24 protein-coding genes are annotated in these 22,290 nt (G+C 66.6%); 16 read left to right on the top strand and 8 right to left on the bottom strand.

From position 1 onward, the window contains the following. Positions 1–79 precede the first annotated feature (79 nt). The 8 genes from rho (at position 80) to ACP2AD_RS05285 (ending at position 7,899) form a co-directional block, all read left to right on the top strand. Positions 80–1,336 (top strand): transcription termination factor Rho, encoded by a 1,257-nt coding sequence (rho, locus tag ACP2AD_RS05320; RefSeq protein ID WP_425229044.1) that lies wholly within the window; start codon positions 80–82, stop codon positions 1,334–1,336. A gap of 146 nt (positions 1,337–1,482) precedes the next feature. Continuing rightward, a complete protein-coding gene (locus ACP2AD_RS05315) occupies positions 1,483–2,133 on the top strand; it encodes a YjbE family putative metal transport protein (protein WP_425229043.1) in 651 nt (216 codons plus the stop codon). 86 nt (positions 2,134–2,219) lie between these two features. Next, positions 2,220–2,459 carry a DUF6489 family protein gene (locus tag ACP2AD_RS05310; protein ID WP_425229042.1) on the top strand — a complete coding sequence of 80 codons (240 nt, stop codon included), beginning with the start codon at positions 2,220–2,222 and terminating at the stop codon, positions 2,457–2,459. Then, positions 2,459–3,733: a tRNA uridine-5-carboxymethylaminomethyl(34) synthesis GTPase MnmE gene (gene mnmE / locus ACP2AD_RS05305; protein WP_425229041.1), complete on the top strand. Its 1,275-nt coding sequence runs from the start codon at positions 2,459–2,461 to the stop codon at positions 3,731–3,733. Before ACP2AD_RS05310 ends, mnmE begins: the two co-directional genes overlap by 1 nt. Before the next feature lie 56 nt (positions 3,734–3,789). Continuing rightward, on the top strand, positions 3,790–5,622 hold the full coding sequence (mnmG, locus tag ACP2AD_RS05300) for a tRNA uridine-5-carboxymethylaminomethyl(34) synthesis enzyme MnmG (protein ID WP_425229040.1): 1,833 nt from the start codon (positions 3,790–3,792) through the stop codon (positions 5,620–5,622). Beyond that, positions 5,619–6,245 (top strand): 16S rRNA (guanine(527)-N(7))-methyltransferase RsmG, encoded by a 627-nt coding sequence (locus ACP2AD_RS05295; protein WP_425229039.1) that lies wholly within the window; start codon positions 5,619–5,621, stop codon positions 6,243–6,245. The genes mnmG and ACP2AD_RS05295 overlap by 4 nt, the downstream gene beginning before the upstream one ends. Continuing rightward, positions 6,242–7,024, top strand: coding sequence for a ParA family protein (locus ACP2AD_RS05290; RefSeq protein WP_425229038.1), 783 nt, complete (start codon positions 6,242–6,244; stop codon positions 7,022–7,024). Before ACP2AD_RS05295 ends, ACP2AD_RS05290 begins: the two co-directional genes overlap by 4 nt. Further along, positions 7,021–7,899, top strand: a complete 879-nt coding sequence (locus ACP2AD_RS05285) for a ParB/RepB/Spo0J family partition protein (protein WP_425229037.1) — start codon at positions 7,021–7,023, stop codon at positions 7,897–7,899. The genes ACP2AD_RS05290 and ACP2AD_RS05285 overlap by 4 nt, the downstream gene beginning before the upstream one ends. Here ACP2AD_RS05285 and holA read toward each other — a convergent pair. Genes holA through ACP2AD_RS05265 form a run of 4 tightly spaced genes read right to left on the bottom strand, consistent with a single transcriptional unit; the run spans position 7,896 to position 12,406 of the window. After that, complete coding sequence (gene holA, locus ACP2AD_RS05280; protein WP_425229036.1) at positions 7,896–8,897, bottom strand: DNA polymerase III subunit delta; 1,002 nt, start codon at positions 8,895–8,897, stop codon at positions 7,896–7,898. The genes ACP2AD_RS05285 and holA overlap by 4 nt on opposite strands. Then, positions 8,894–9,397: an LPS assembly lipoprotein LptE gene (lptE, locus tag ACP2AD_RS05275; protein WP_425229035.1), complete on the bottom strand. Its 504-nt coding sequence runs from the start codon at positions 9,395–9,397 to the stop codon at positions 8,894–8,896. Before lptE ends, holA begins: the two co-directional genes overlap by 4 nt. Then, on the bottom strand, positions 9,394–11,961 hold the full coding sequence (gene leuS, locus ACP2AD_RS05270; protein ID WP_425229034.1) for a leucine--tRNA ligase: 2,568 nt from the start codon (positions 11,959–11,961) through the stop codon (positions 9,394–9,396). Before leuS ends, lptE begins: the two co-directional genes overlap by 4 nt. Before the next feature lie 7 nt (positions 11,962–11,968). Next, positions 11,969–12,406, bottom strand: coding sequence for a DUF3576 domain-containing protein (locus ACP2AD_RS05265; protein WP_425229033.1), 438 nt, complete (start codon positions 12,404–12,406; stop codon positions 11,969–11,971). A 212-nt stretch (positions 12,407–12,618) separates the two neighbouring features. Between ACP2AD_RS05265 and ACP2AD_RS05260 the strand changes: the two genes are divergently transcribed. From ACP2AD_RS05260 to ACP2AD_RS05240, 5 genes are all read left to right on the top strand, one after another. Further along, the gene (locus ACP2AD_RS05260; protein ID WP_425229032.1) at positions 12,619–13,302 is read left to right on the top strand and encodes a hypothetical protein; all 684 of its coding nucleotides are present in this window, start codon (positions 12,619–12,621) and stop codon (positions 13,300–13,302) included. 219 nt (positions 13,303–13,521) lie between these two features. Continuing rightward, positions 13,522–14,124: a LolA family protein gene (locus ACP2AD_RS05255; RefSeq protein WP_425229031.1), complete on the top strand. Its 603-nt coding sequence runs from the start codon at positions 13,522–13,524 to the stop codon at positions 14,122–14,124. A 384-nt stretch (positions 14,125–14,508) separates the two neighbouring features. Then, complete coding sequence (locus ACP2AD_RS05250) at positions 14,509–15,291, top strand: exodeoxyribonuclease III (RefSeq protein WP_425229030.1); 783 nt, start codon at positions 14,509–14,511, stop codon at positions 15,289–15,291. Beyond that, on the top strand, positions 15,285–16,328 hold the full coding sequence (ribA, locus tag ACP2AD_RS05245; protein WP_425229029.1) for a GTP cyclohydrolase II: 1,044 nt from the start codon (positions 15,285–15,287) through the stop codon (positions 16,326–16,328). Before ACP2AD_RS05250 ends, ribA begins: the two co-directional genes overlap by 7 nt. Further along, positions 16,328–17,338, top strand: a complete 1,011-nt coding sequence (locus tag ACP2AD_RS05240) for a histone deacetylase family protein (RefSeq protein ID WP_425229028.1) — start codon at positions 16,328–16,330, stop codon at positions 17,336–17,338. The genes ribA and ACP2AD_RS05240 overlap by 1 nt, the downstream gene beginning before the upstream one ends. On the opposite strand, the gene ACP2AD_RS05235 is transcribed toward ACP2AD_RS05240, so the two are convergent. From ACP2AD_RS05235 to glyA, 3 genes are read right to left on the bottom strand one after another with little or no spacing between them, the layout of a single operon-like run. Continuing rightward, positions 17,335–18,039, bottom strand: coding sequence for an RNA methyltransferase (locus tag ACP2AD_RS05235; protein ID WP_425229220.1), 705 nt, complete (start codon positions 18,037–18,039; stop codon positions 17,335–17,337). The two genes, ACP2AD_RS05240 and ACP2AD_RS05235, sit on opposite strands and share 4 nt — an antisense overlap. A gap of 20 nt (positions 18,040–18,059) precedes the next feature. Next, a complete protein-coding gene (nrdR, locus tag ACP2AD_RS05230; protein ID WP_425229027.1) occupies positions 18,060–18,536 on the bottom strand; it encodes a transcriptional regulator NrdR in 477 nt (158 codons plus the stop codon). Between the two features lie 3 nt (positions 18,537–18,539). Next, a complete protein-coding gene (gene glyA, locus ACP2AD_RS05225; protein ID WP_425229026.1) occupies positions 18,540–19,850 on the bottom strand; it encodes a serine hydroxymethyltransferase in 1,311 nt (436 codons plus the stop codon). A 117-nt stretch (positions 19,851–19,967) separates the two neighbouring features. Between glyA and ACP2AD_RS05220 the strand changes: the two genes are divergently transcribed. Genes ACP2AD_RS05220 through ACP2AD_RS05210 form a run of 3 tightly spaced genes read left to right on the top strand, consistent with a single transcriptional unit; the run spans position 19,968 to position 21,006 of the window. Then, positions 19,968–20,237: a Uma2 family endonuclease gene (locus ACP2AD_RS05220; protein ID WP_425229025.1), complete on the top strand. Its 270-nt coding sequence runs from the start codon at positions 19,968–19,970 to the stop codon at positions 20,235–20,237. Then, a complete protein-coding gene (locus ACP2AD_RS05215) occupies positions 20,219–20,518 on the top strand; it encodes a Uma2 family endonuclease (protein WP_425229024.1) in 300 nt (99 codons plus the stop codon). The genes ACP2AD_RS05220 and ACP2AD_RS05215 overlap by 19 nt, the downstream gene beginning before the upstream one ends. Continuing rightward, a complete protein-coding gene (locus tag ACP2AD_RS05210) occupies positions 20,515–21,006 on the top strand; it encodes a DUF3429 domain-containing protein (RefSeq protein WP_425229023.1) in 492 nt (163 codons plus the stop codon). Before ACP2AD_RS05215 ends, ACP2AD_RS05210 begins: the two co-directional genes overlap by 4 nt. On the opposite strand, the gene hemA is transcribed toward ACP2AD_RS05210, so the two are convergent. After that, a complete protein-coding gene (gene hemA / locus ACP2AD_RS05205) occupies positions 21,003–22,274 on the bottom strand; it encodes a 5-aminolevulinate synthase (RefSeq protein WP_425229022.1) in 1,272 nt (423 codons plus the stop codon). The genes ACP2AD_RS05210 and hemA overlap by 4 nt on opposite strands. Positions 22,275–22,290: the final 16 nt, after the last annotated feature.

Below are 22,290 nucleotides of genomic sequence, written 5' to 3'. Positions count from 1 at the left end.
CTGCCGAGACCGCTCTTCACAGCGTCAGCCTGCTGTCCATCGCGCCTTTTCTGCGCCCGCTTGCCTACCGGAATTACCTATGCATCTCAAAGATTTGAAGAAGAAGACGCCCGCCGATCTGGTGAGCATGGCCGAGGAACTCGGCGTCGAGGGCGCATCGACGCTCCGCAAGCAGGACCTGCTGTTCGCGATCCTCAAGGTCCAGGCCGACAATGGCGACCAGATCATGGGCGAGGGCACGATCGAGGTGTTGCAGGACGGCTTCGGCTTCCTGCGCAGCCCGCAGGCCAATTATCTTGCCGGACCCGACGACATCTATGTCTCGCCCAACCAGGTCCGCAAGCATGGTCTCCGCACCGGCGATACAGTCGAGGGCGAGATTCGCGGGCCCAAGGACGGCGAGCGCTATTTCGCGCTGACCCGGCTGACCCAGGTCAATTTCGACGATCCTGATGCCGTGCGCCACCGCGTGAATTTCGACAATCTGACGCCGCTCTATCCCGAAGCAAAGCTGACGCTCGACACCTTCGATCCGACGATCAAGGACAAGTCGGCGCGGGTGATCGACATCGTCAGCCCGCAGGGCAAGGGGCAGCGTACGCTTATTGTCGCGCCGCCGCGGGTCGGCAAGACCGTGATGCTCCAGAACATCGCGCGTGCGATTTCGGAGAATCATCCGGAGGTTTTCCTGATCGTGCTGCTGATCGACGAGCGGCCGGAGGAGGTCACCGACATGCAGCGCTCGGTGAAGGGTGAGGTCGTCTCCTCCACCTTCGACGAGCCGGCGACCCGGCACGTGCAAGTTGCTGAAATGGTGATTGAAAAGGCCAAGCGGCTGGTCGAGCACAAGAAGGATGTCGTGATCCTGCTCGACTCGATCACGCGGCTGGGGCGCGCCTACAACACCGTCGTGCCGAGTTCGGGCAAGGTGCTGACCGGCGGCGTCGATGCTAACGCGCTGCAGCGGCCAAAGCGCTTCTTCGGCGCGGCGCGCAATATCGAGGAGGGCGGCAGCTTGTCGATCATCGCCACCGCGCTGATCGACACCGGCAGCCGGATGGACGAGGTCATCTTCGAGGAGTTCAAGGGCACCGGCAATTCGGAGATCGTGCTCGACCGCAAGGTTGCGGACAAGCGCATTTTCCCGGCGCTGGATGTCGGCAAGAGCGGCACGCGCAAGGACGAGCTGCTGGTCGACAAGGCGAAGCTATCCAAGATGTGGGTGCTCCGCCGTATCCTGATGCAGATGGGCACCACCGATGCGATGGAGTTCCTGCTAGACAAGATGAAGGATTCGAAGTCCAACGAGGCATTCTTCGAGAGCATGAATCAATAGTGCGGCGTGCAGCGTAGCTGCGTCGGACACGGCACGCTTGCCGGCCAGACCGGCAGCACCGCTCCAGGCATCAGATGACGCAGCGGACACGCCATGGCGCACCCCGCGCCTCGCATTCGCTGCGTTGAAGCGCTAGGCTGCACCCGATGCCCACGCTGAGCCTAGCCGACGCCCTCTCTCCTGCCGGGCTGACCGCGCTCGGTCAGGTGCTGATGATCGATCTGATGCTGGCGGGTGACAATGTTGTGGTTCTGGGCACGCTGGCGGCGGGGCTGGAGCCCAAGGATCGCAAGCGGGTCCTGGGGCTGGGGGTCGGCATCGCGCTCGCCTGCCTGGTCCTGTTCGCGTTTTTTGCGACGCAGCTACTTCATGTCATCGGTCTGCTTTTCGCGGGTGGGCTGTTGCTGCTGTGGGTGGCTTGGAAGCTGTTCCGCGAGCTTCGCGGTCAACATGCTAAGCCGGTTGACGATCCGGCTACCCCGCAGATCGAAGGTGTCGCGCCGACCAAGAGTTTCGCCAAGGCGGCGATTCAGGTCGCGCTGGCCGACCTGTCGATGAGCCTCGACAACGTTCTCGCCGTGGCAGGCGCGGCGCGCGATCACCCGACGGTACTGTTCTTTGGGCTGGCCCTGTCGGTGACGCTGATGGCGGTGGCGGCGAACATCATTGCGCGGTTCATCGAGCGACACCGCTGGATCGCCTATATCGGACTGGTGGTCATCCTCTATGTGGCAGGGCACATGATCTATGACGGCTATGTCGATCCGGAGGTCGGTATCGGGCGCCTGCTCGGCTGAGTCAGCTTACCTCGTGGTGAGCAGCGCGCAGTCGACGGCACCTTGTCGCCAGCATCCTGCTCCGCTCTTTGGCCAAGGAGAAGCGCATGAAGGTCACTGTCGATATCGACCTCACCCCCGAAGAGGCGCGCCGCGCGATTGGCTTGCCGGACCTCTCGCCCGTCCATGAGCGCTATGTCCAGTTGTTGCTCGATGCGATGTCCGGCAATGCCCTGAAGCCGGAGGTTCTGGAGGGGCTGATGAAGAGCTGGGCGCCAATGGGCGAGGCGGGGCTGGCGATGTGGCGGCGGTTGCTCGAGGGCGGGACCGCGAAGCCGAAGGGCTGATGGATACGATCGTCGCAGTGTCTAGCGGCCGCCCGCCCGCCGCGATTGCGATCGTGCGGGTGAGTGGACCGGAGGCCGTAGCCGCGGCCGGAGCGCTCGCAGGCGCGCTGCCGCCACCGCGCCGTGCAGCACTGCGTGCGTTGCGCCGGAGCCATGGCGGCCTGCTAGACCGCGCGCTGGTGCTCGTCTTTCCAGGGCCTGACAGCGCCACGGGAGAGGATCTTGTCGAGTTTCATTGTCACGGCGGACGTGCCGTCGTCGCGGCGGTGATGGCTGCGCTGGTTGAGCGCCCCGGTTTGCGGTTTGCACAGCCGGGGGAGTTCACACGACGGGCGCTGACCAATGGACGCATCGACCTCGCCCAAGCGGAAGGGCTGGCAGACCTGCTCCAAGCAGAAACGGAGGATCAGCGTCGGGCGGCGCTATACGCCAGCGAGGGACGTTTGAGCAGCGTTATCCACGGTTGGATGAACGAGTGCGCGCGGCTTTCGGCACAGATCGAAGTGCTGCTTGATTATGCTGAAGAGGGGGATGCCGGGGTCGAGGCGGGGCTGTTAGACAGCGCGCTGGCGGATGCGGCGGCGCTGCGCGCTCGAATAGAAGCGGTGCTTGCTGCCCCGCCGGTAGAGCGGCTGCGCGACGGCATTCGCGTTGTCATCGCCGGTCCCCCCAATGCCGGCAAGTCGACCTTGTTCAACCTGCTGAGCGCGCGAGATGCGGCGATCGTCTCGCCGCAGGCGGGTACGACGCGCGACCGCATCGAGGCGCCGGTCGTCCATGGCGGGCGAGCATGGCTGTTGATCGACAGCGCCGGCCTGAACGATGCGATCGACGTCGTGGAGCAGATCGGTGTCGCCCGTGCCTGGGAAGCGATCGAGACGGCAGATGTCGTGCTTTGGCTGGGTGATGAACCCCCGCCCCGGGCTGACGCAATCTGGCTGCATGCTCGCGCCGATCTTCCCGAGCGGCGGATAGTACCCGCTAGCCGCGATCTTGCGGTCCGTCATGACATGCCGGAAGCGATCGAGCATGTCTGGCGTGCTTTGCTGATTTGCAGCGAGACGCTCCTGCCCAAAGCCGACGATCTGCCGCTCAAGGCTGCGCAACGCGTCAGCTGTAAGGCTGCAGCTGTCGCGCTAGATCTGGAGGACGACCTTCTCATTGCGGCCGAGCAGCTACGGATCGCTCATCGTTCTCTTGCTCGGATCGTCGGGCTCGACGCGACAGAGTCGATGCTCGACAACCTTTTCGGCCGCTTCTGCCTGGGCAAATAGCTTGTTCCACGTGGAACAGTTTTGACGAGCCGCGGTGACAGCTCTAGAGCTTGCAAATGTTCGACGTCGCGGTCGTTGGTGGTGGTCATGCCGGCTGCGAAGCTGCGGCCGTTGCCGCTCGCGCCGGCGCAAAGGTGGCGCTGCTGACGTTCGACACTCGGCGTATCGGCGCGATGAGCTGCAATCCCTCAATTGGTGGCGTCGGCAAAGGCCATATCGTTCGCGAGGTCGACGCCTTCGACGGCCTGATCGCACGCGCGGCCGATGCTGCGGCTATTCACCATCGCATGCTCAACCGAAGCAAAGGCGCGGCCGTTCGTGGGCCGCGTATCCAAGCCGATCGTGAACTTTACGCGATGGCGATCCAGACGATGCTCAAAAGTGAGCCATTACTCACCGTGATCGAAGGTGAGGTAACCGCCCTGCACCTATACGGCGACCGGTGCGCCGGGGTCGTTTTGGCCGATGCATCTGTCGTGTATGCCACGACCGTGGTCCTTGCGACTGGAACGTTTCTCGCAGCGAGGCTCTTTCGGGGCAACGAGCGACTAGGGGGCGGAAGGATCGACGAGCGGCCGGCAACTGCGCTGGCGGAACAGTTGCGTGCCGCCGGGCTTCCAATGGGACGGCTGAAGACCGGCACCCCGCCGAGGCTCGACGGCCGCAGTATCGATTGGGCCAAGCTCGAAGAGCAGCCCAGTGATAGCGATGTCTGGCATATGTCCGCAATGGCGACGCGGCGTCGACTACCTCAGATTGCCTGTTCGATCGCCCGGACCAACGACGCCACGCACGCGATCATCCGCGACAGTTTCGCGCGATCGCCGCTGTTCACCGGCGCGATCGAAGCCAATGGGCCACGTTACTGCCCGTCGATCGAGGATAAGGTACAGCGATTTGGCGACCGCGATGGGCATCAGCTATTCCTGGAACCTGAGGGGCTGAGTGAACCGACCGTCTATCCTAACGGTCTGTCCACCTCATTGCCGACGGACGTGCAGCAGGCGATCCTTGCAACCATATCCGGGCTGGAACGAGCGCGGATTACGATGTCGGGCTACGCTGTCGAGTATGATTATCTGGATCCACGTTCCCTCGATGATGCTTTGGCGCTGCGCGCCATCCATGGCGTGTTCTGCGCCGGGCAGATCAATGGCACGACCGGTTATGAAGAAGCCGCGGGGCAGGGCCTTATCGCCGGCCTCAACGCCGCCGCGCAGGCGCTCGGTAACGCGCCAGTGCGGCTGGATCGTGCTTCAAGCTATCTCGGCGTGATGATCGACGACCTTACGTTGCAGGGCGTGACGGAGCCGTACCGGATGCTCACCGCCCGTGCGGAATTCCGGCTTTCGCTGCGTCCGGACAATGCCGAGACGCGGCTGGGTGAGGTGGCGGCGCGGGCAGGTTGCTTGTCAACGACGCGACTGAAACACCAGGAAGAGCGCGCGCGGCAACGCCAATTACTGCAGGGAGCGCTGGAGCGGCAGTTGACTGCCGGCGAGATAACCGCACGGGGCGGGTCGGTCGCGCAGGACAGAGCTAGGCGAAGTGCTTTCACATGGTTGAGCGTTGACGGGGCGAATCTTGAGGATGTGGTTGACGGCGCAATGGCATTTCCCGCCGACGTTCGTGATGAGATCGTCGAGGATGCCCGCTACGCCCCGTATATCGAACGTCAGGCGGCGGAGGTGAAGCGGTTGCGCAGCGAGGAAGAGGTGGCGCTCCCGTCAACGCTCCGCTTTGCGGAAGTACCCGGGCTGTCGACGGAGATGGTCGATCGCCTGTCGTTGGCGGGCCCCAGGACGTTGGGCGCCGCGTCGCGTATTCGCGGTGTGACGCCCGCGGCTTTGGCTGCGCTCTTGCTCCACGCGCGCCGCCTGGCAGCGTGAACGAGGAGGAAGCACAGGATTGGGTGGCGATGCGATTCGGCGCAGCATCGCGAGACCGGCTGCGCAGATTTGCGACTTTGGTGCAGCGGGAAACGGCACAACAGAATCTCATCGCGGCCTCGACTATAGGATCAATCTGGGCTCGTCACATCGTCGACTCGGCGCAGCTGGTGTCGCTTGCGCCACGAGATGGAACCTGGCTGGACGTCGGCACCGGAGCCGGCTTTCCGGGCCTGATCGTCGCTGCTCTGCGACCCGAGCCGACCGTGCTGGTGGAACCGCGGCGGCTTAGGGCCGCATTTCTGAGCCATGCGGTCAGCGTGCTGGGCATTACAAATGTGCAGATCGTCACATCCAAGATCGAGCATCTACAACACCCCTCCAAAGTCGTATCCGCGCGTGCCGTTGCGCCGGTTGAAAGGCTTTTGTGTGCAGCGTCGGCCTGCGCCACTATGGAAACGCGATGGCTATTACCTCGCGGGCGGCAAGGTGCGGCCGAGCTGAGGTCGTTGGGCCGACGCTGGTCGGGAGAGTTCCACGTGAAACAAAGCATAACCGACGAACTTAGTTCGATTCTAATTCTTGACGGGGTGAGCTTCAGGCATAGCGTCGAACCGTCATGATCATCGCTGTCGCCAATCAGAAAGGGGGCGTGGGCAAAACCACCAGCGCTATCAACGTCGCCACCGCCCTAGCCGCCACCGGGAAGCACGTGCTGCTGATCGACCTTGATCCGCAAGGCAATGCCTCCACGGGGCTGGGTATCACTCAGGCAAGCCGCCTGCGGTCATCTTATGAGGTACTCATCGGAACGGCGAGCGTTGACGTTGCCGTGGTTGCAACAAAGGTTCCGCGGCTCGACATCGTGCCGGCGACGGTCGACCTTTCCGGCGCGGAGATCGAGCTGGTCGACTTTGATCAGCGCACCCACCGTCTCGATATGGCGCTGCAGACCGCTTCGGCGAGGTGGGACGTGGTGCTGATCGACTGTCCGCCGTCGCTCGGCCTGCTGACGATCAACGCAATGGTTGCGGCCGACCGCTTGCTGGTGCCGCTGCAATGCGAGTTCTTTGCGCTGGAAGGCTTGTCGCAGCTCCTCTCGACCGTTGAACGTATTCGCGCGCGGTTCAACCCTGGGCTGTCGATCATCGGCGTGGCGCTGACGATGTACGATCGCCGCAATCGCTTGACCGATCAGGTCGCCGCGGATGTCCGGGCGGTTCTGGGTAAGGTCGTGTTCGACACGGTCATTCCACGCAACGTGCGCCTGTCGGAGGCGCCAAGCCACGGCTTGCCTGCGCTGATCTACGACCACCGGTGTAGTGGGTCCGAAGCGTATATCGCCTTGGCGCGCGAGTTGATCGGGCGTTTGCCCCAGGCCGTTGGAGCAAAAGCGGCATGATCGAGAAACGCGGACTGGGGCGTGGGCTCAACGCGCTGCTCGGTGAGATCGCGCGCGAAACGCCTGTGGGGGAAGGCAGCGGCGCGCACGGTGTCCGCACTTTGCCGACCGGCTCGCTCCAGCCCCATCCGCATCAGCCGCGGCGTCATTTTGACGACGGCTTGCTCGACGAGCTTGCAGCCTCGATCAGGTCGCGTGGCGTCATCCAGCCGATCGTCGTTCGGCCGCATGGGCGCGGATATCAGATCGTCGCGGGCGAACGGCGGTGGCGGGCGGCGCAACGCGCGCAGCTTCACGAAGTACCGGTCGTCGTGCGCGACTTCGACGAAGCGGAGACGCTGGAGATCGCGCTGGTCGAGAATATCCAGCGTCAGGACCTTAACGCGATTGAGGAAGCGCAAGCCTATCAGCGCCTCGCGCAGGACTATGGCCACACGCAGGAAGCGCTGGCGCAGATCGTCCACAAATCGCGCAGCCACATCGCCAACCTGCTGCGGCTGCTTGATTTGCCCCCCACGGTGCAAACGCTCGTCGTGTCCGGCGGTTTACAGATGGGACATGCTCGGGCCTTACTCGGCGCGGCGAACGTCGAAGATCTGGCGGCGGATGTCGTCGCCCGCGGGCTGTCTGTGCGCGAGACGGAGGCGTTGGCGCGTACCGCAAAAGGCAAAGGTGACGCGTCTCGGACTCGGCGTGAACGCGCGGACGCAACACCTGATGCGGACAGCGTCGCGCTGGAGCGGCAGCTTGCCGACCTGCTGGGCGTCGCGGTGCGCGTTCAGCATGGCCCGGCGGGAGGAACCCTGACGCTCAGCTATTCCACGCTCGACCAGCTCGACATGCTCTGTCAGCGGCTGACCGGCGAGACTATCTAGCGACGTTGCAGACGACGGCTGAGTGCGACGAGTTCGTGCTCGGCGGCAACCGCGCCGGCATTATGTGCGCTCATCGCCGCCAGTTCGGCGTGTCGAACGCGGCCAAGTGCATGAGAGATCATCGGCGGCGTCCAGCGGCGGAGCTGGCGCGTGGTGCGGTCGACCTCGCTCCGGTATATTCGGTTCCGCTTCATCACCGCGTCGACCGGCTCACCGCGATCAATCGCGAGCCGCATGTCGGCAAGCGTGACCAGCTTGCGCTGCATCGCACGGAGCCAGGGGACCGGCGAGCCGCCGCCCTCATCCAGCCGGGCCAACACCGCGCCGAGATCGGCCGCCTTGCCGTCGGCGAGCGCATCGACCGCCGCCATCAGTTCGCCTTCGCCCAGATTGGCGCCCACCGCATCGAGGTCCGCCCCCGCCGCGTCGCGCGGTCGGTCGGGCGCCGCGTCGAGATAAATCGCCAGCTTGTCGACTTCGCGTGCCATCACCGCGCGGTCCATGCCCGCGCTCTCGGCGATCCGGTGGGCGACGTGAGGCGCCGGCCGCAGTCCGGCGGCGGCCAGCATGGCGGCGGCAAGCTTCTCCGCATCGGCGGCGCCAGGTGGGTAGCAGGCGACGGCCACCGCCCGCGGGCTATCGAGAGAGAGTTTGACCACCTTGGCGGTCGCCTTGACGGACGGAGCCAACGCAATCACCGGGCTGCCGCCGCGATCTGCGGCGAGAAGCAGCTGTAGCGCTTCCAGGCTCTCTTCGCCGATCGGTGCGGCGCGGATCAGGCGGGCGTCGCCGAATAGCGACAGCGACGCGGCTTCGTCGGCAAGACGTCCCGGCTCCTTCTTCAAGGCGGCACCATCGATATCGACGCGCTCGGCATCCGGCATCGCGGCGGCCAATCGCCGCGCCAGGTCGGCTGCGCCTGCTTCATCGCCGCCGTGAAACAGATACAGACGAATGTCGGAACGGAGTTTCGGCAGCTGACCGTTTTGCCCCTTCACCGCGACACGGCATGGGTGCGGGCGTACAGCGCCAGACGGCCGACGATCTGATCCGCGACGATCCCGGCAAGCCGCTCCTGCGCGGTATTCTCGGCAGCGATCGTCGCATATTCAGAGCCGACCACGTCAATGCCCGCGTCCGACCCGGTCGTGGTGTCGAGCAGCACCGCGCTCGTGGCGAGATCGACTAGCTGATAGCGCGCACGAAGCGTCCTTCGCTCACGCGCTACCGAGTCATCCCGCCGCACGCCAAGGCCGCGGATCTGATCGTCGAGGCGGACGTCGAGCCGGAAGCGCGCGCTGCTGCCGCCGCCAGAGCCCGCGCCGAGGCGATCGCGCAAAGCGTTGGCGACGAGCCAGCCGCCGCGCCCCTCGATCGGCGCGACATCCACCCCCGTCAGCGCGATCGCCACTGCCCCCGACCCGCCGCCGGCATAGAGCGGGTGAAGTCCGCACGCGCCGAGCGGCAGCAACGTCAGCAGAAGTGCAGCGCTCTTCATGCGACGAGGTTCACGAGACGATCGGGCACGACGATGACCTTTTTCGGCGGCTTGCCCGCGAGGAAGCTGACGATCTTGTCCGAGGCGAGCGCTGCCGCCTCCGCCTCCTCACGCGTGACTCCCTTCGGCAGCGTCAGCGTATCGCGAAGCTTACCGTTGACCTGGATCGCGATGGTGACCCGATCGTCGACGAGCAGCGCCGGATCGACTGCGGGCCAGGGCGCATCGGCGATCAGCCCCTCGCCGCCTGCCGCCGCCCAAGCCTCCTCCGCCAGATGCGGCGCCATCGGCGCGACCAGCAGCATCGCCGCGCGGATCGCTGCCGTGCGCGAGGCGGAAGGCGGTGCTTTCTCGATCGCGTTGACCAGTTTGTACAGCTTGGCGACCGCCTTGTTGAAGGCGAGCGCGTCGATATCCGCAGCGACCCCGGCGATGGTCTGGTGAACCTTGCGGTCGAGCGCGCCGTCCGCACCGGCCGACGTCTCGCCGGCGTCGAACAGCCGCCACAGCCGCTGAATAAAACGCCACGCGCCTTCGATGCCGTTGATCGACCATTCGAGGTCGCGCTCAGGCGGGCTGTCGGACAGCATGAACCAGCGCACCGCGTCCGCCCCGTAGCGGTCGACGATCGGCAGCGGGTCGACCGTGTTCTTCTTCGACTTCGACATCTTCTCGACGCGGCCAACGGTGGCTCTTGCGCCGGTTGTTTTGACGAAGATTCCGTCCGATCGTTTCTCGATTTCGTCAGGGGATAGCCAAGGCGAGACACCATTATATTCCATCATGGCCTGCGCATCGTCGCTGGGTGCGCGCGCGTACGTCTCGTGCGTCACCATGCCCTGCGTGAACAGCCCGGCGAACGGCTCGGCGATCTCGAGCTTGCCGAGATGCTGGAGTGCGCGCGTCCAGAAGCGGGCGTAGAGCAGGTGCAGGATCGCATGCTCGACGCCGCCGATATACTGACCGACCGGCAGCCAATTCTCCGCAACAGCGCGATCGAACGGCCGATCCTTGGGCTGGCTCGCGAAGCGGATGAAATACCAGCTCGAATCGGCGAAGGTGTCGAGCGTGTCGGTCTCGCGGACCGCGTCGGCGCCACACCATGGGCAGGCGACATGCTTCCAAGTCGGGTGCCGGTCGAGCGGGTTGCCCGGGGTCGCAAAGTCGACATCCTCGGGCAGCACCACCGGCAGCTGGTCCTTGGGCACCGGCACCGCGCCGCAGGAGGCGCAGTGGACGATCGGGATCGGCGTGCCCCAATAGCGCTGGCGCGACACGCCCCAGTCGCGCAGGCGGAACACCGTCGTGCCCTCGCCCCAGCCGCCCGCTTCCGCGCGCGCGATCACCTCGCGCTTGCCGTCGACCACGTCCATGCCGTCGAGGAAGTGCGAATTGACCAGCATGCCGGCGCCCGTCCACGCCTCGTCGCCGGCGAAGACAGGTGCGGTCCTGTCACCTTCCGATACGACGCGCTTGACCGGCAGATCGTATTTGCGCGCGAAGTCTAGGTCGCGTTGGTCGTGTGCGGGGACGCCGAATACCGCGCCGGTGCCAAACTCCATCAGCACGAAATTGGCGATGTAGACCGGCAGACGCCAGCGCGCGTCGAACGGATGCTGCGCCGTCAGGCCGGTGTCGAACCCCAGCTTTTCCGCCATATCTAGCTCGGCTGCGGTGGTGCCGCCCTGCTTGCAGCGCGCGACGAACGCCGCCGCGTCGGGCGAGCGTGCGGCGGCGGCTTGCGCAATCGGATGATCGGCGGCGACGGCGACGAAGCTCGATCCGAAGATCGTATCCGGCCGCGTCGTGAACACCTCGACCTGCCCCCCGTCCGAGGAAGCCCCGCCAGACAGGACGAAGCGAAAGCGCAGCCCCTGGCTGCGGCCGATCCAGTTCTCCTGCATCAGCCGGACCTTGTGGGGCCAGTCCTTCAGCTCGCCCAGCCCGTCGAGCAGCTCGTCAGCAAAGGCGGTGATCTTCAGGAACCACTGGCTGAGCTTGCGCTTTTCGACGATCGCGCCCGAGCGCCAGCCGCGGCCGTCGATCACCTGCTCGTTGGCGAGCACAGTCATGTCGACGGGGTCCCAATTGACCGCACTCTCCTTGCGATAGACCAGCCCGGCGGCGAAGAAGTCGAGGAACAGCGCCTGTTCGTGACCGTAATAATCGGGCTCGCAGGTGGCGAGTTCGCGGCTCCAGTCGAGCGCGAAGCCCAGCCGTTTCAGCTGCGCCTTCATCGCCGCGATGTTGTCGAGCGTCCAGCCGCGGGGATGGACACCCTTCTCCATCGCGGCGTTCTCGGCCGGCATGCCGAACGCGTCCCACCCCATCGGGTGGAGCACCTCATGCCCGGTCATCCGCCGGTAACGCGCCAGCACGTCGCCCATCGTGTAGTTCCGGACGTGCCCCATATGGATGCGTCCCGAAGGATAGGGGAACATCTCGAGGACGTAGGCGCGGGGCTTCGGCGAGGCGTCGTCGGCGGCGAAGGTCCGCTGCGAGTCCCACACGCCCTGCCAGTGCGCGTCCGCCTTTTGCGCGTCGAAGCGCGCGGGCGCGGTCATGCGGCCCTTATCCCGCCACGGCGGCGCGGCGCAGGTCGCGGGCGCGGGTGAGGATGATGTCCTCCAGCTTCTGCACGGTCGCGGCCTGTACGGGCGCGGCGACCCATTGGCCGCCCTGGTTGACCTGTCGCAGCGCGGCGACACGGACGGCGTCGGCGCGCAGATCCTGATCAAGGATCGACACCGTGACCTTCATCCGCTCGTTCGGCTGCTGCGGGTTCGCATACCAGTCGGTGACGATGACGCCGCCGTTCGAGTCAGTCTGCAGCAGCGGCATGAACGACAGCGTATCGAGTGTCGCCCGCCACAGATAGGAATTGACGCCGATCGTGGTGACGCGCGAGGCGGCAAGATCGGCGCGCGGGCGGGCGCCGCCGTGGCTGCATGCCGCAAGCGGCAGGAGGGTGGCGGCGATCAGGGTCGCAGTACGCAACGGGCGGAACATCGGGTGGATTCCTGCAGAAAGAAGCACCTTCGGCTCTACAGGCGCGGCCTAGCCCCCGCAAGCGTGCGCGACCGGCGGCGGCTGTGCGGAAATTATCACACCGCAGTCACAAAGTTCGCGCAATGCTGGCGACCCGGGGACTAAAGGTTATATGCATCGTTGAGGATCGGACCGAGTCCGTCGAAGGGGTTGGGGTGCTTACACGGGGCGTCATGCTTGCGATCGCGGCCGGGGTGCTCGTCACCACCGGTTTGTCGGTTGCGCCTGCGTCGGGCGCTTCGGTCGAGCGGGCGCGGCAGGTGCGGCATGCCGCGCTCCGGGCGACGCTGGCCTTTACTCCGGCGGCGGCGGACCCCCGGCTGGCGGCGGTGTTCGCGCGCGGCGGTCTCGATACCAGCGGGTTCCACTTTACCCCGGCCGACACCCGGCACGAGCATCGCGCGGTGACTGTGGCGGTGCGGGCGCGGACGAACCGCGCGGACGCGACCCGCGTCGCGGCGGTTGCAGATCCGGCAATCGGGCTGGCGCCGGTCGCGTACAATCTCGGGCTTGCCGTCGGCTGGCGGCGGTTTGGGCTGACTGGCGACGTTCGGCGGCTCGACATGGCGGGGCAGCCCGGCGGGCGCGAGGCGGCGGACCTGACGGTAACCTATGCCGGCGATCGCGTGACAGGCCGGGTCAAGGCGGCGGCGGACCGGCCGTTCGCCGAGGTTGCGCCGCGGATCGACACTGACCGCAGCTATTCGCTCGATGTCGGGGGTTCGTATCGCCTGACCCGCAATCTGGATGTGACTGCGGGCCTTCGCTATCGCACCGAGCGCGATCAGCTGGTGCGGCTGGACGAGAGTCAGCGGAACAGTCAGGCGGTGTATGTGGGGACGGCTTTCCGCTTTTAGCTCGGCGCTGCGCTAAGCTGATCTCAGGTGAAAAGCCCGGCCGGCGGGGCGACGCTTCCGTCCGACGGCGCGGCTTTGCCGCGGCGGCTGCGCAAGACGCTGCTTTACGGCGTCGTTCGCGCGTGGATGCTGAGACGAGTTCAGCATGCCGGGTCCTATGCACAGCTCGCGCCGAGCACATTCACGACCGGTTCAATCCGCTCCGCTAGACGCTTCAGCATGAAGCTTGTCCAGCTCCTTCCGCTCGCGATTATTGCCGCCGCCGCGCCGCAACCATCACCCGAGCTCGCCCAGGTGCAGCGTCACCTTCAGTCGCTGACCACGATGACCGCCGCCTTTGCGCAGACCGACCGCAACGGGCACGTGCTGAGGGGCACGCTGACGCTGAAGCAGCCGGGGCGCATCCGGTTCCAGTATCAGCCGGGCGTCCCGATCCTGATCGTCGCAGACGGCGGCGCGCTTACCTTTGTCGATTATCAGGTAAGACAGGTGCAGCGCTGGCCGGTCAGGAACTCGCCGCTTGGTGTGCTGCTCGACCCCCGGCGCGATATCGGCCGCTATGCGCACGCGGTGCCGACGGGCAACGACCATGTCGTCTCCGTCGACGCCAGCGACCCGGCGCACCCCGAATATGGCCGCATCACGCTGGTCTTTGCGCGCAACGAATCGGCGCCCGCCGGACTGACGTTGCAAGGGTGGGTGGCGCTCGACAGCCAGGGCAATCGCACCACTGTAAGGTTGTCGAATCAGCGGTTCGGCGGCGCGGTCGCGGCCGACGCGTTCCGCTGGAACGATCCACGCACCCCGGTTCGTGGGCGGTAAACAATAGATTCAGCACGACTTTCCAGATTGTTAATGTAGGCGACAGGTTGCATCGCTAGGGCGGCACCGTGGAGACGGCGTCGGCGGGATTTCCCCCTGTTGCTCGTCGGCCAACTGTCTCCCGCCTGCGTGACGAACGCCAGGTCGGCCCTCGCTCCATGCCCCCGGAGCGGGGGCCTTTCGCTTTTGCGGCCCTGGGGCGTGGTGCTGCAGGACTCGCAGAAAGGCGCGGCCGACCGGGCGAAGCGTCCGTCCGACGACGCGGCTCCGCCGAGGCGCTGCATCCATCATTGAGAGAAATGACCGGGATCCGGCCGCACGGCCGTAATGACGGGCTGCGCGGCCAAGGGTGACGAACGCCGCCCGCACCCCTACATCCCGCCCGTGAAGATCGTCTCCTGGAACATCAACTCGGTCCGTTTCCGCCTCGACATCGTCGGTCATTTCTTGCGCGAGGCCGCGCCCGACATCCTGTGCCTGCAGGAGACCAAGGTGATCGACGGCGACTTTCCAATCGGCGCATTCCGCGAACTCGGCTATCCGCACGTCCTGCTCCACGGCCAGCGCATGCATCACGGCGTCGCGATCATCAGCCGCGTGCCGCTGATCGAGGACGATCGGCTCGACTGGCAGGCCAATCGCGAGGCCCGGCACATCGGTGTGCGCCTTCCGAACGGCGTGCGGCTGGAGAATGTCTATGTGCCGGCGGGCGGTGATGTGCCTGACCGTGAGGTCAACCCGAAGTTCGGGCAGAAGCTCGATTTCGTCGAGCGGATGACACGATGGAGCGCGGCGCTCGGCTGCCCGACGCTGCTGATGGGCGACTTCAACATCGCGCCGCTGCCCGAGGACGTCTGGAGCCACAAGCAGCTGCTCGGCGTCGTCAGCCATACGCCGATCGAAGTGGACGCGCTCAACCGGTTGCAGGCTTCGAACAGCTGGGTCGATCTCGGCCGCCATTTCCATCCCGCGCCGGCACGGCTCCATACTTGGTGGAGCTATCGCGCGCGCGAATGGTCGCTGTCGGACCGCGGGCGGCGCCTCGACCATCAATGGGCGACCGCGGAGGTGGCGGCGCAGGCCGTCGCCCACACCGTGTTCGAGGATTGCCGCGGCTGGCTGAAGCCGTCCGATCACGTGCCGATCATGACCGAGTTCGCATGGTAGGCGATCCGCGCGCTGCCGCCCGCGCCATCGACGCGCTGCGCCGCGGCTGGGCGGTCGCCGTCGAGCGTGTGCCGATGCTGGCGGTGGAGACCGCGGACGCGACGACGCTGGCGGCGTTCGATGCGGCGGGCGGTGCTGGCGTGCTCATTTCCGCCGGGCGGGCCGCGACGCTGAAGCTGGTCAACCAGCTCGCCGCCGCCGATCCCGAGCAGCCGGTCCTGGTCGAGCGCGCGCCCTGGCTCGATCTGGCCGGCGCGACGGCGCTGGCCGATCCGGCGCTCGACCTCAGGACGCCGCTAAAGGGGCCGTACCGTACGCTCCCCGCGCCGCCTGGCGCCGGCAGCGCGATCAGGCTGGCGCGGGTCGCCGGGCTGCTGCCGGCGTTCTTCGTCGGAGGCGAACATGCGGCCGTGCCGGTGACGGCGGCCGATCTCGATGCATATGCCGATCCGGCGCGGCTGACGCTCGCCGCCCGTGCACGCTTGCCGGTCGCCGGTGCGGAGACGGCGGAGATCGTCGCCTTTCGCGCGCCCGACTCGACCGACGAGCATGTCGCGCTGCTGATCGGCCGTCCCGACGGCCGGCCGCCGCTGGTGCGGCTGCATAGCGAGTGCCTGACCGGCGACGTGCTCGGTAGCCTGAAATGCGATTGCGGGCCGCAGCTCCATGCCGCGATCGCGGCGATCACGGCGTCGGGCTGGGGCATGCTCCTATATCTGCGGCAGGAAGGCCGCGGCATCGGGCTGATCAACAAATTGCGCGCCTATCAGCTGCAGGATCAGGGTTTCGACACGGTCGATGCCAACACCCGGCTGGGGTTCGCGGTCGATGCGCGGGATTTCGGGGTGGCGGCACAGATGCTGCGGCTGTTGGCGCAGGATCGGGTGCGGCTGCTGACCAACAATCTGGCCAAGGTCGCGGCGCTGGAGGCGGCGGGGGTGCCGGTGGCCGAACGGGTGCCGCATGCGTTGCCGCCCAATCCGCACAATGCGCGCTACCTTGCGACCAAGCGTGATCGTACTGGACACCAGCTTTAATGATCGCGAGACGGTTTTTCTCGCCCCGCCAGCTCGCACATGCGCCGGGTCAGGAGCTGCACAATGGCGGCTTCACCGCCTATGCCGAGACGCCGTCGCGCGCCGCGGCCATCCTGCGCGCGATCGGCGGAGCGGAAGAGCCGCTCGATCGCGGCACGGCCCCGATCGCCACGGTGCACGCGGCCGACTATCTTCATTTTCTGCAGGATGCGCCCGTGCTGTGGCGTGAAGCGGGCAGGCCGGGGCAGGCGATCCCCTACGCCTTTCCGATCGTCGCCCGCCGTCCGCTCCGTCTCGACCGGGTCGACGCGCTACTCGGCCGGTTCAGCATGGACGCGACGACGCCGATCGCGTCCGCGACCTGGGACGCTGCCTATTGGAGTGCACAGACTGCGCTTGCCGCCACGTACGCCGTGCTCGACGGCGAGCGTGCCGCCTTCGCGCTGAGCCGGCCGCCGGGGCACCATGCCGGGGCCGACTATTGCGGCGGCTATTGCCATCTCAACGTCGCGGCCATCGCCGCGCAGGCGGCGCGCGACGCCGGGGTCGAGCGGGTCGCGATCCTCGACATCGACTATCATCACGGCAACGGCACCCAGGATATCTTCTGGTCGCGGCCGGACGTCTTCTACGCCAGCGTTCATGCCGATCCGGCGACCGATTACCCCTTCTTCTGGGGCCATCCCGACGAACATGGCGGCGGGGCGGGCGAAGGCGCGACGCTCAATCTGCTCCTGCCGCATGGGACGACGCTCGACCCTTTCCGTCGCGCGCAAGCGGCCGCGCTCGACGCGATTGCGCGGTTCGATCCCGGGCTGCTGGTCGTGAGTTTCGGCGCCGATACATGGCGCGGCGACCCGATCAGCCATTTCGCGCTGGAGACGCCCGACTATGCCGTCCTCGCCCGTGACATCGCCGCCTGCGGCTGGCCGACGGCGATCGTGATGGAAGGCGGCTATGCGGTCGATGCGCTCGGCGACAATGTGGCGAGCTTTCTCAGCGAGTTCTAGGCCCGCGACCGTTTGGCGCCGTCGAGCGCCGCGAGCACGCCGCGCATCGTGCGCACCTCCTGGCTCGACCAGCCGGGCTTGGTCAGTAGCGTCCGGAGCGTCCGCCGCGTCGTCGATATCCGATCGGGGGGATGGTAGAATCCGCCCGTCACCAGCATCGCGTCGAGCTGCGCGATCATCCCGTCCAGCTCCTCCTGCGGCGCGGGCGGGTCGAGATCGACGGCGGGAGGCTGTGCCAGCGCCTCCCCCTTGGACCATTCATAGGCGACCAGGATCACCGCCTGCGCCAGGTTGAGCGAGCCGAATGCCGGATTGATCGGCACGGTCAGGATCGTGCGCGCGAGTGCGACGTCGTCGGTTTCCAGCCCCGATCGCTCCGGTCCGAACAGGATCGCCGACTGCCCGGGCTCGCCGCGGATCAGCGTCGCCGCCCGTTCGGGTGTGACGACGGCCTTGGTCACGCCGCGCTTGCGCACTGTCGTCGCGAAGACGTGTGCACAGTCGGCGACCGCCTCGCCGACGCTGGCGAACACCCGCGCCCCGGCGAGCACCGTGTCCGCCCCGCTCGCCGCCGGCCCCGCGGCGGGGTTGGGCCAGCCGTCGCGCGGGCTCACTAGCCGCAGCTCGGCCAGCCCGAAATTGAGCATCGCGCGCGCCGCCTTGCCGATATTCTCCGCCAGCTGCGGGCGAACCAACACCATCACCGGAGCAGGCGCCGTGCTCACTTGCCGCCCATTTCGCTCACCGTGCCGGCAAACGCCTCGAAGTCGCGTGCTTCGCTGAAATCGCGATAGACGCTAGCGAAGCGGATGTACGCGACCGGGTCGAGCGCCTTGAGCCCGTCCATCACCAGCTCGCCGATGCGCTTGGAGGTGACCTCGTTCTCGCCCAGCGTCTCCAGCCGGCGCTGGATACCCGACACCAGCTTCTCCAGCCGGGCCGGTTCGATCGGCCGCTTGCGGGCGGCGATGCTGAGCGAGCGCAGGAGCTTGTCGCGATCGAACGTCTCGCGCCTCGCATCGCCCCGCGCGTCGGCGCTCTTGAGCACGGTCAGCTCGCGCAGCTGGATGCGTTCGAAGGTCGTGAACCGCGCGGCACACCCTTCGCACTGCCGCCGCCGCCGGATCGCCGCCCCATCGTCAGTGGGGCGGCTGTCCTTCACCTGGCTGTCGTCGTGCCCGCAAAAGGGACAACGCATCGGTTAGTCCGCGTAGATCGGGAAGCGAGTGCACAGCGCGCGGACCCGCTCGCGCACCGCATCTTCGACCTGCGCGTCGCCATGTTCGCTGTGCTTGGCGAGGCCGTCGAGCACGTCGGCGACCATATGACCGATCGCGCGGAACTCGGCCGGGCCGAAACCGCGCGTGGTGCCGGCGGGCGAGCCGACGCGGATGCCGCTGGTCTTGACCGGGGGGAGCGGATCAAAGGGCACGCCGTTCTTGTTGCAGGTGATGCCTGCGCGCTCCAGCGCCTCGTCGGCGTCCCTGCCGGTGACGCCGAGTGGCGTGAGGTCGATCAGCGCCAGGTGCGTGTCGGTGCCCCCCGACACCACGTCGGCGCCGCGCTCCTTCAGCGTCGCGGCGAGCACCTTCGCGTTCTCGACGACGGCGGCGATGTAACCCTTGTAGTCCGGCCGCAGCGCCTCGCCGAACGCCACCGCCTTGGCGGCGATGACGTGCATCAGCGGGCCGCCCTGGAGGCCGGGGAAGACAGCCGAGTTGATCTTCTTCGCGATGGTCTCGTCGTCGCTCAACACCATGCCGCCGCGCGGGCCACGCAGCGTCTTGTGCGTGGTGGTGGTGACGACATGGGCGTGGCCGAACGGCGTCGGATGCAGCCCCGCCGCGACGATGCCCGCGAAATGCGCCATGTCGACCATGAAATACGCCCCGACCGCATCGGCGATGGCGCGAAAGCGCGCGAAGTCGATGTGGCGCGGATAGGCGCTGCCGCCGGCGATGATGAGCTTGGGACGATGCTCCTTCGCCAGCTCTTCCACCTGCTCATAGTCGATCAGGTGCGTGTCGCGGCGAACGCCATACTGGATCGCGTTGAACCATTTGCCCGACATCGCCGCCTTCGCGCCGTGCGTCAGGTGCCCGCCGGCGTCCAGGCTCATGCCCAGGATCGTGTCGCCGGGCTTGGTGAGCGCCAGCATCACCGCGCCGTTCGCCTGTGCGCCGGAATGCGGCTGGACGTTCGCGAAGCCGCAGCCGAACAGTTCGCGCGCGCGGTCGATCGCCAGTCGCTCGACCTCGTCCGACGGCGCGCAGCCCTGGTAATAGCGCTTACCCGGATACCCTTCGGCGTACTTGTTGGTGAAGACGCTGCCCTGCGCCTCCAGCACCGCCTTCGACACGATGTTCTCGGACGCGATCAGCTCGATCTGAGTCTGCTCGCGGGTAAGTTCGTGCGTTACGCCGGCGGCAACAGCCGGATCGGCGTCGGCGAGGGTACGGGTGAAGAAGCCGTCATGCGTCGGCTCGTGGATGGTGGCGGGCTGCGTGCTCATGCGCGCTCCTATCGGCTGGAAACGGGGTCGCCGCGGCCATAGCGGCTGGGGCACAAGCGCGCCACTGGCGACTCGCGCCTATGACGGGGCGGTGATATAAATGGCGCTATGAATGAGATGACCCGCATCGTCGCGGCACCGGTCGAGGCATGGAAAGCGCCGATCACGACCGCCGAATTTCTGCGGATGTGCGAAGCCGACGTTTTCGAAGACGGCAAGATCGAGTTGGTCGACGGAGAGCTGATCAGAATGCCGCCGCCGGGAAACGACCACTCGCGCATTCAGATTTTGGTTTTGGCGCGCCTGCTGGGCGTTATGGATGAAGCGCTCGTGCGCGGCGACACGGCGTCGATCTCGGCGACAACACCGTGCTGGGGTTCGACGTAGGCCTGGTTAGAGCACCCGTCACCGGCCGTCAGCCCCTGAAGCCTGATCAACTTCTGCTCGTCGTCGAAGTGTCCGAAACGACGCAGCGCCGCGATCTCGATATGAAGCGATGCAAATATGCCGAAGCCGGAATCGAGACTTATTGGGTGATCGACGAGTCGCGAGGTATCATCCACGTCCACGGTGAACCGCGGGACGGCGTGTACACCGATGTCCATACCATCCGCTTTGGCGAGCCGCTGGCCGTCCCCGGCACGGACGCGACGATCACGCTGTCGTGATCCCGTCCGCGACGGTCGGGCGCACCGCGTTTCTGTTCGGCTTCGCTGGGCTGCTGCCGCAGCTCGCGGCGGTTGCGCTTATCGTCATGGGGCGGCGAGATCCAACCGATCTGGCCTGGATACCACTGCTGATCGGTTACGGGCTGGCAATGGTTTATGGCGCGGCGATCCTGAGTTTCCTCGGCGGCGTCTGGTGGGGCTTTGCGATGCGGCGCGAAGCCGGGCAGGGACGGCTGGCGGCAATTTCGGTCGTGCCGTCGCTGGTCGCAGGCATATGCGTCGGCTGGGCGGGGCTGCAGTTCCAGGATGGCGGCCCATGGCCGGCGGTGGTGCTCGGGTCCGCGATCATGCTGACGCTGCCGGTCGACCGCCACCTCGTCGCCACCCGCGAAGCGCCCGCCAACTGGATGAGCCTGCGCGTGCCGCTGTCGCTCGGACTAGGCCTGCTGACGATCGCGGCGGCAGCATTGTTGCCGGGTAGCGCCTAGGCAGCCTGGCGCATCTCCAGCCGGCTCCAGATTTCGCTCAGCGCGTCCGTCAGCTCGCGCATCATCGCTGGCGTGTGCGCAGGCCCCGGCGTGAAGCGTAGCCGCTCCGCGCCACGGGGCACCGTCGGATAATTGATCGGCTGCACATAGACGCCGTATTCGGCGAGCAGGATGTCGCTGATCCGCTTCGCCTTGACCGGATCGCCCACCATGACCGGGACGATGTGGGTCTCACCCAGCATCACCGGCAGACCGGCGTCGCGCAGCATCGCTTTCAGCGTCGCCGCCGACGCCTGCTGCGCTGCGCGCTCCGCCGTCGACGACTTGAGGTGCCGGACCGACGCCAACACGCCCGCGACCAGCACCGGCGACAGCGAGGTCGTGAAGATGAACCCGGGCGCGTAGCTGCGGATCACGTCGACGATCGTCCGGTCGGCGGTGATGTAGCCGCCCATCACCCCGAACGCCTTGCCCAGCGTGCCCTCGATCACGGTGACGCGATCGGCGACGCCGTCGCGCTCGGTGATGCCGCCGCCGCGCGGGCCGTACATGCCGACCGCATGGACCTCGTCGCAATAGGTCAGCGCGTTGTACCGGTCCGCCAGGTCGCAGATCGCGGCGATCGGCGCAACATCGCCCTCCATCGAATAGACGCTCTCGAACGCGATAAGCTTGGGCGCCGACGCGTCCTCGGCGGCGAGCAGTTCCTCCAGATGCGCGAGATCGTTGTGGCGGAAGATGCGCTTCTCGCATCCGGCATTGCGGATGCCGGCGATCATCGATGCGTGGTTGAGTTCGTCCGAGAAGATGACGATGCCGGGGAACAGCTTGGCCAGCGTCGACAGCGTCGCCTCGTTGGAGACATAGCCGCTGGTGAACAGCAGCGCCGCTTCCTTGCCGTGCAGGTCGGCGAGTTCGCTTTCCAGATCGACATGATAGTGGGTGTTGCCGCCGATGTTGCGGGTGCCGCCCGAGCCCGCGCCGACGCCGTGCAGCGCCTCCTCCATCGCCGCGATCACCTTTGGGTGCTGGCCCATCGCGAGGTAATCGTTGGAGCACCAGACCGTGATCGGCTTGGGCCCGTTATGCCCGGCGAAGCAGCGCGCGTTGGGAAACGCGCCCTTGTTGCGCAGGATGTCGATGAAGACGCGGTAGCGGCCCTCGGCGTGGAGCCGGTCGATCGCGGAGGCGAAGACCCGGCCGTAATCGAACCTCGGTTCGGGGCGCGCTGGTGTGCGCTGGGGCAGGGCGGAGGCGTCGGTTATCATGGCTGCGCGCGCGTCT

It is taken from the genome of Sphingomonas sp., assembly GCF_965248875.1.
Classification (GTDB): domain Bacteria; phylum Pseudomonadota; class Alphaproteobacteria; order Sphingomonadales; family Sphingomonadaceae; genus Sphingomonas.
This window is presented reverse-complemented; position numbering and strand designations above follow the sequence as displayed.

Excerpts from the sequence above, each read along its gene's own strand:
- rho (WP_425229044.1), top strand. The coding sequence starts at position 80 with ATGCATCTCAAAGATTTGAAGAAGAAGACGCCCGCCGATCTGGTGAGC.
- ACP2AD_RS05315 (WP_425229043.1), top strand. The coding sequence starts at position 1,483 with ATGCCCACGCTGAGCCTAGCCGACGCCCTCTCTCCTGCCGGGCTGACC.
- ACP2AD_RS05310 (WP_425229042.1), top strand. The coding sequence starts at position 2,220 with ATGAAGGTCACTGTCGATATCGACCTCACCCCCGAAGAGGCGCGCCGC.
- mnmE (WP_425229041.1), top strand. The coding sequence starts at position 2,459 with ATGGATACGATCGTCGCAGTGTCTAGCGGCCGCCCGCCCGCCGCGATT.
- mnmG (WP_425229040.1), top strand. The coding sequence starts at position 3,790 with ATGTTCGACGTCGCGGTCGTTGGTGGTGGTCATGCCGGCTGCGAAGCT.
- ACP2AD_RS05290 (WP_425229038.1), top strand. The coding sequence starts at position 6,242 with ATGATCATCGCTGTCGCCAATCAGAAAGGGGGCGTGGGCAAAACCACC.
- ACP2AD_RS05285 (WP_425229037.1), top strand. The coding sequence starts at position 7,021 with ATGATCGAGAAACGCGGACTGGGGCGTGGGCTCAACGCGCTGCTCGGT.
- lptE (WP_425229035.1), bottom strand. The coding sequence starts at position 9,397 with ATGAAGAGCGCTGCACTTCTGCTGACGTTGCTGCCGCTCGGCGCGTGC.
- leuS (WP_425229034.1), bottom strand. The coding sequence starts at position 11,961 with ATGACCGCGCCCGCGCGCTTCGACGCGCAAAAGGCGGACGCGCACTGG.
- ACP2AD_RS05265 (WP_425229033.1), bottom strand. The coding sequence starts at position 12,406 with ATGTTCCGCCCGTTGCGTACTGCGACCCTGATCGCCGCCACCCTCCTG.
- ACP2AD_RS05260 (WP_425229032.1), top strand. The coding sequence starts at position 12,619 with ATGCTTGCGATCGCGGCCGGGGTGCTCGTCACCACCGGTTTGTCGGTT.
- ACP2AD_RS05255 (WP_425229031.1), top strand. The coding sequence starts at position 13,522 with ATGAAGCTTGTCCAGCTCCTTCCGCTCGCGATTATTGCCGCCGCCGCG.
- ribA (WP_425229029.1), top strand. The coding sequence starts at position 15,285 with ATGGTAGGCGATCCGCGCGCTGCCGCCCGCGCCATCGACGCGCTGCGC.
- ACP2AD_RS05240 (WP_425229028.1), top strand. The coding sequence starts at position 16,328 with ATGATCGCGAGACGGTTTTTCTCGCCCCGCCAGCTCGCACATGCGCCG.
- ACP2AD_RS05235 (WP_425229220.1), bottom strand. The coding sequence starts at position 18,039 with ATGGTGTTGGTTCGCCCGCAGCTGGCGGAGAATATCGGCAAGGCGGCG.
- nrdR (WP_425229027.1), bottom strand. The coding sequence starts at position 18,536 with ATGCGTTGTCCCTTTTGCGGGCACGACGACAGCCAGGTGAAGGACAGC.
- glyA (WP_425229026.1), bottom strand. The coding sequence starts at position 19,850 with ATGAGCACGCAGCCCGCCACCATCCACGAGCCGACGCATGACGGCTTC.
- ACP2AD_RS05220 (WP_425229025.1), top strand. The coding sequence starts at position 19,968 with ATGACCCGCATCGTCGCGGCACCGGTCGAGGCATGGAAAGCGCCGATC.
- hemA (WP_425229022.1), bottom strand. The coding sequence starts at position 22,274 with ATGATAACCGACGCCTCCGCCCTGCCCCAGCGCACACCAGCGCGCCCC.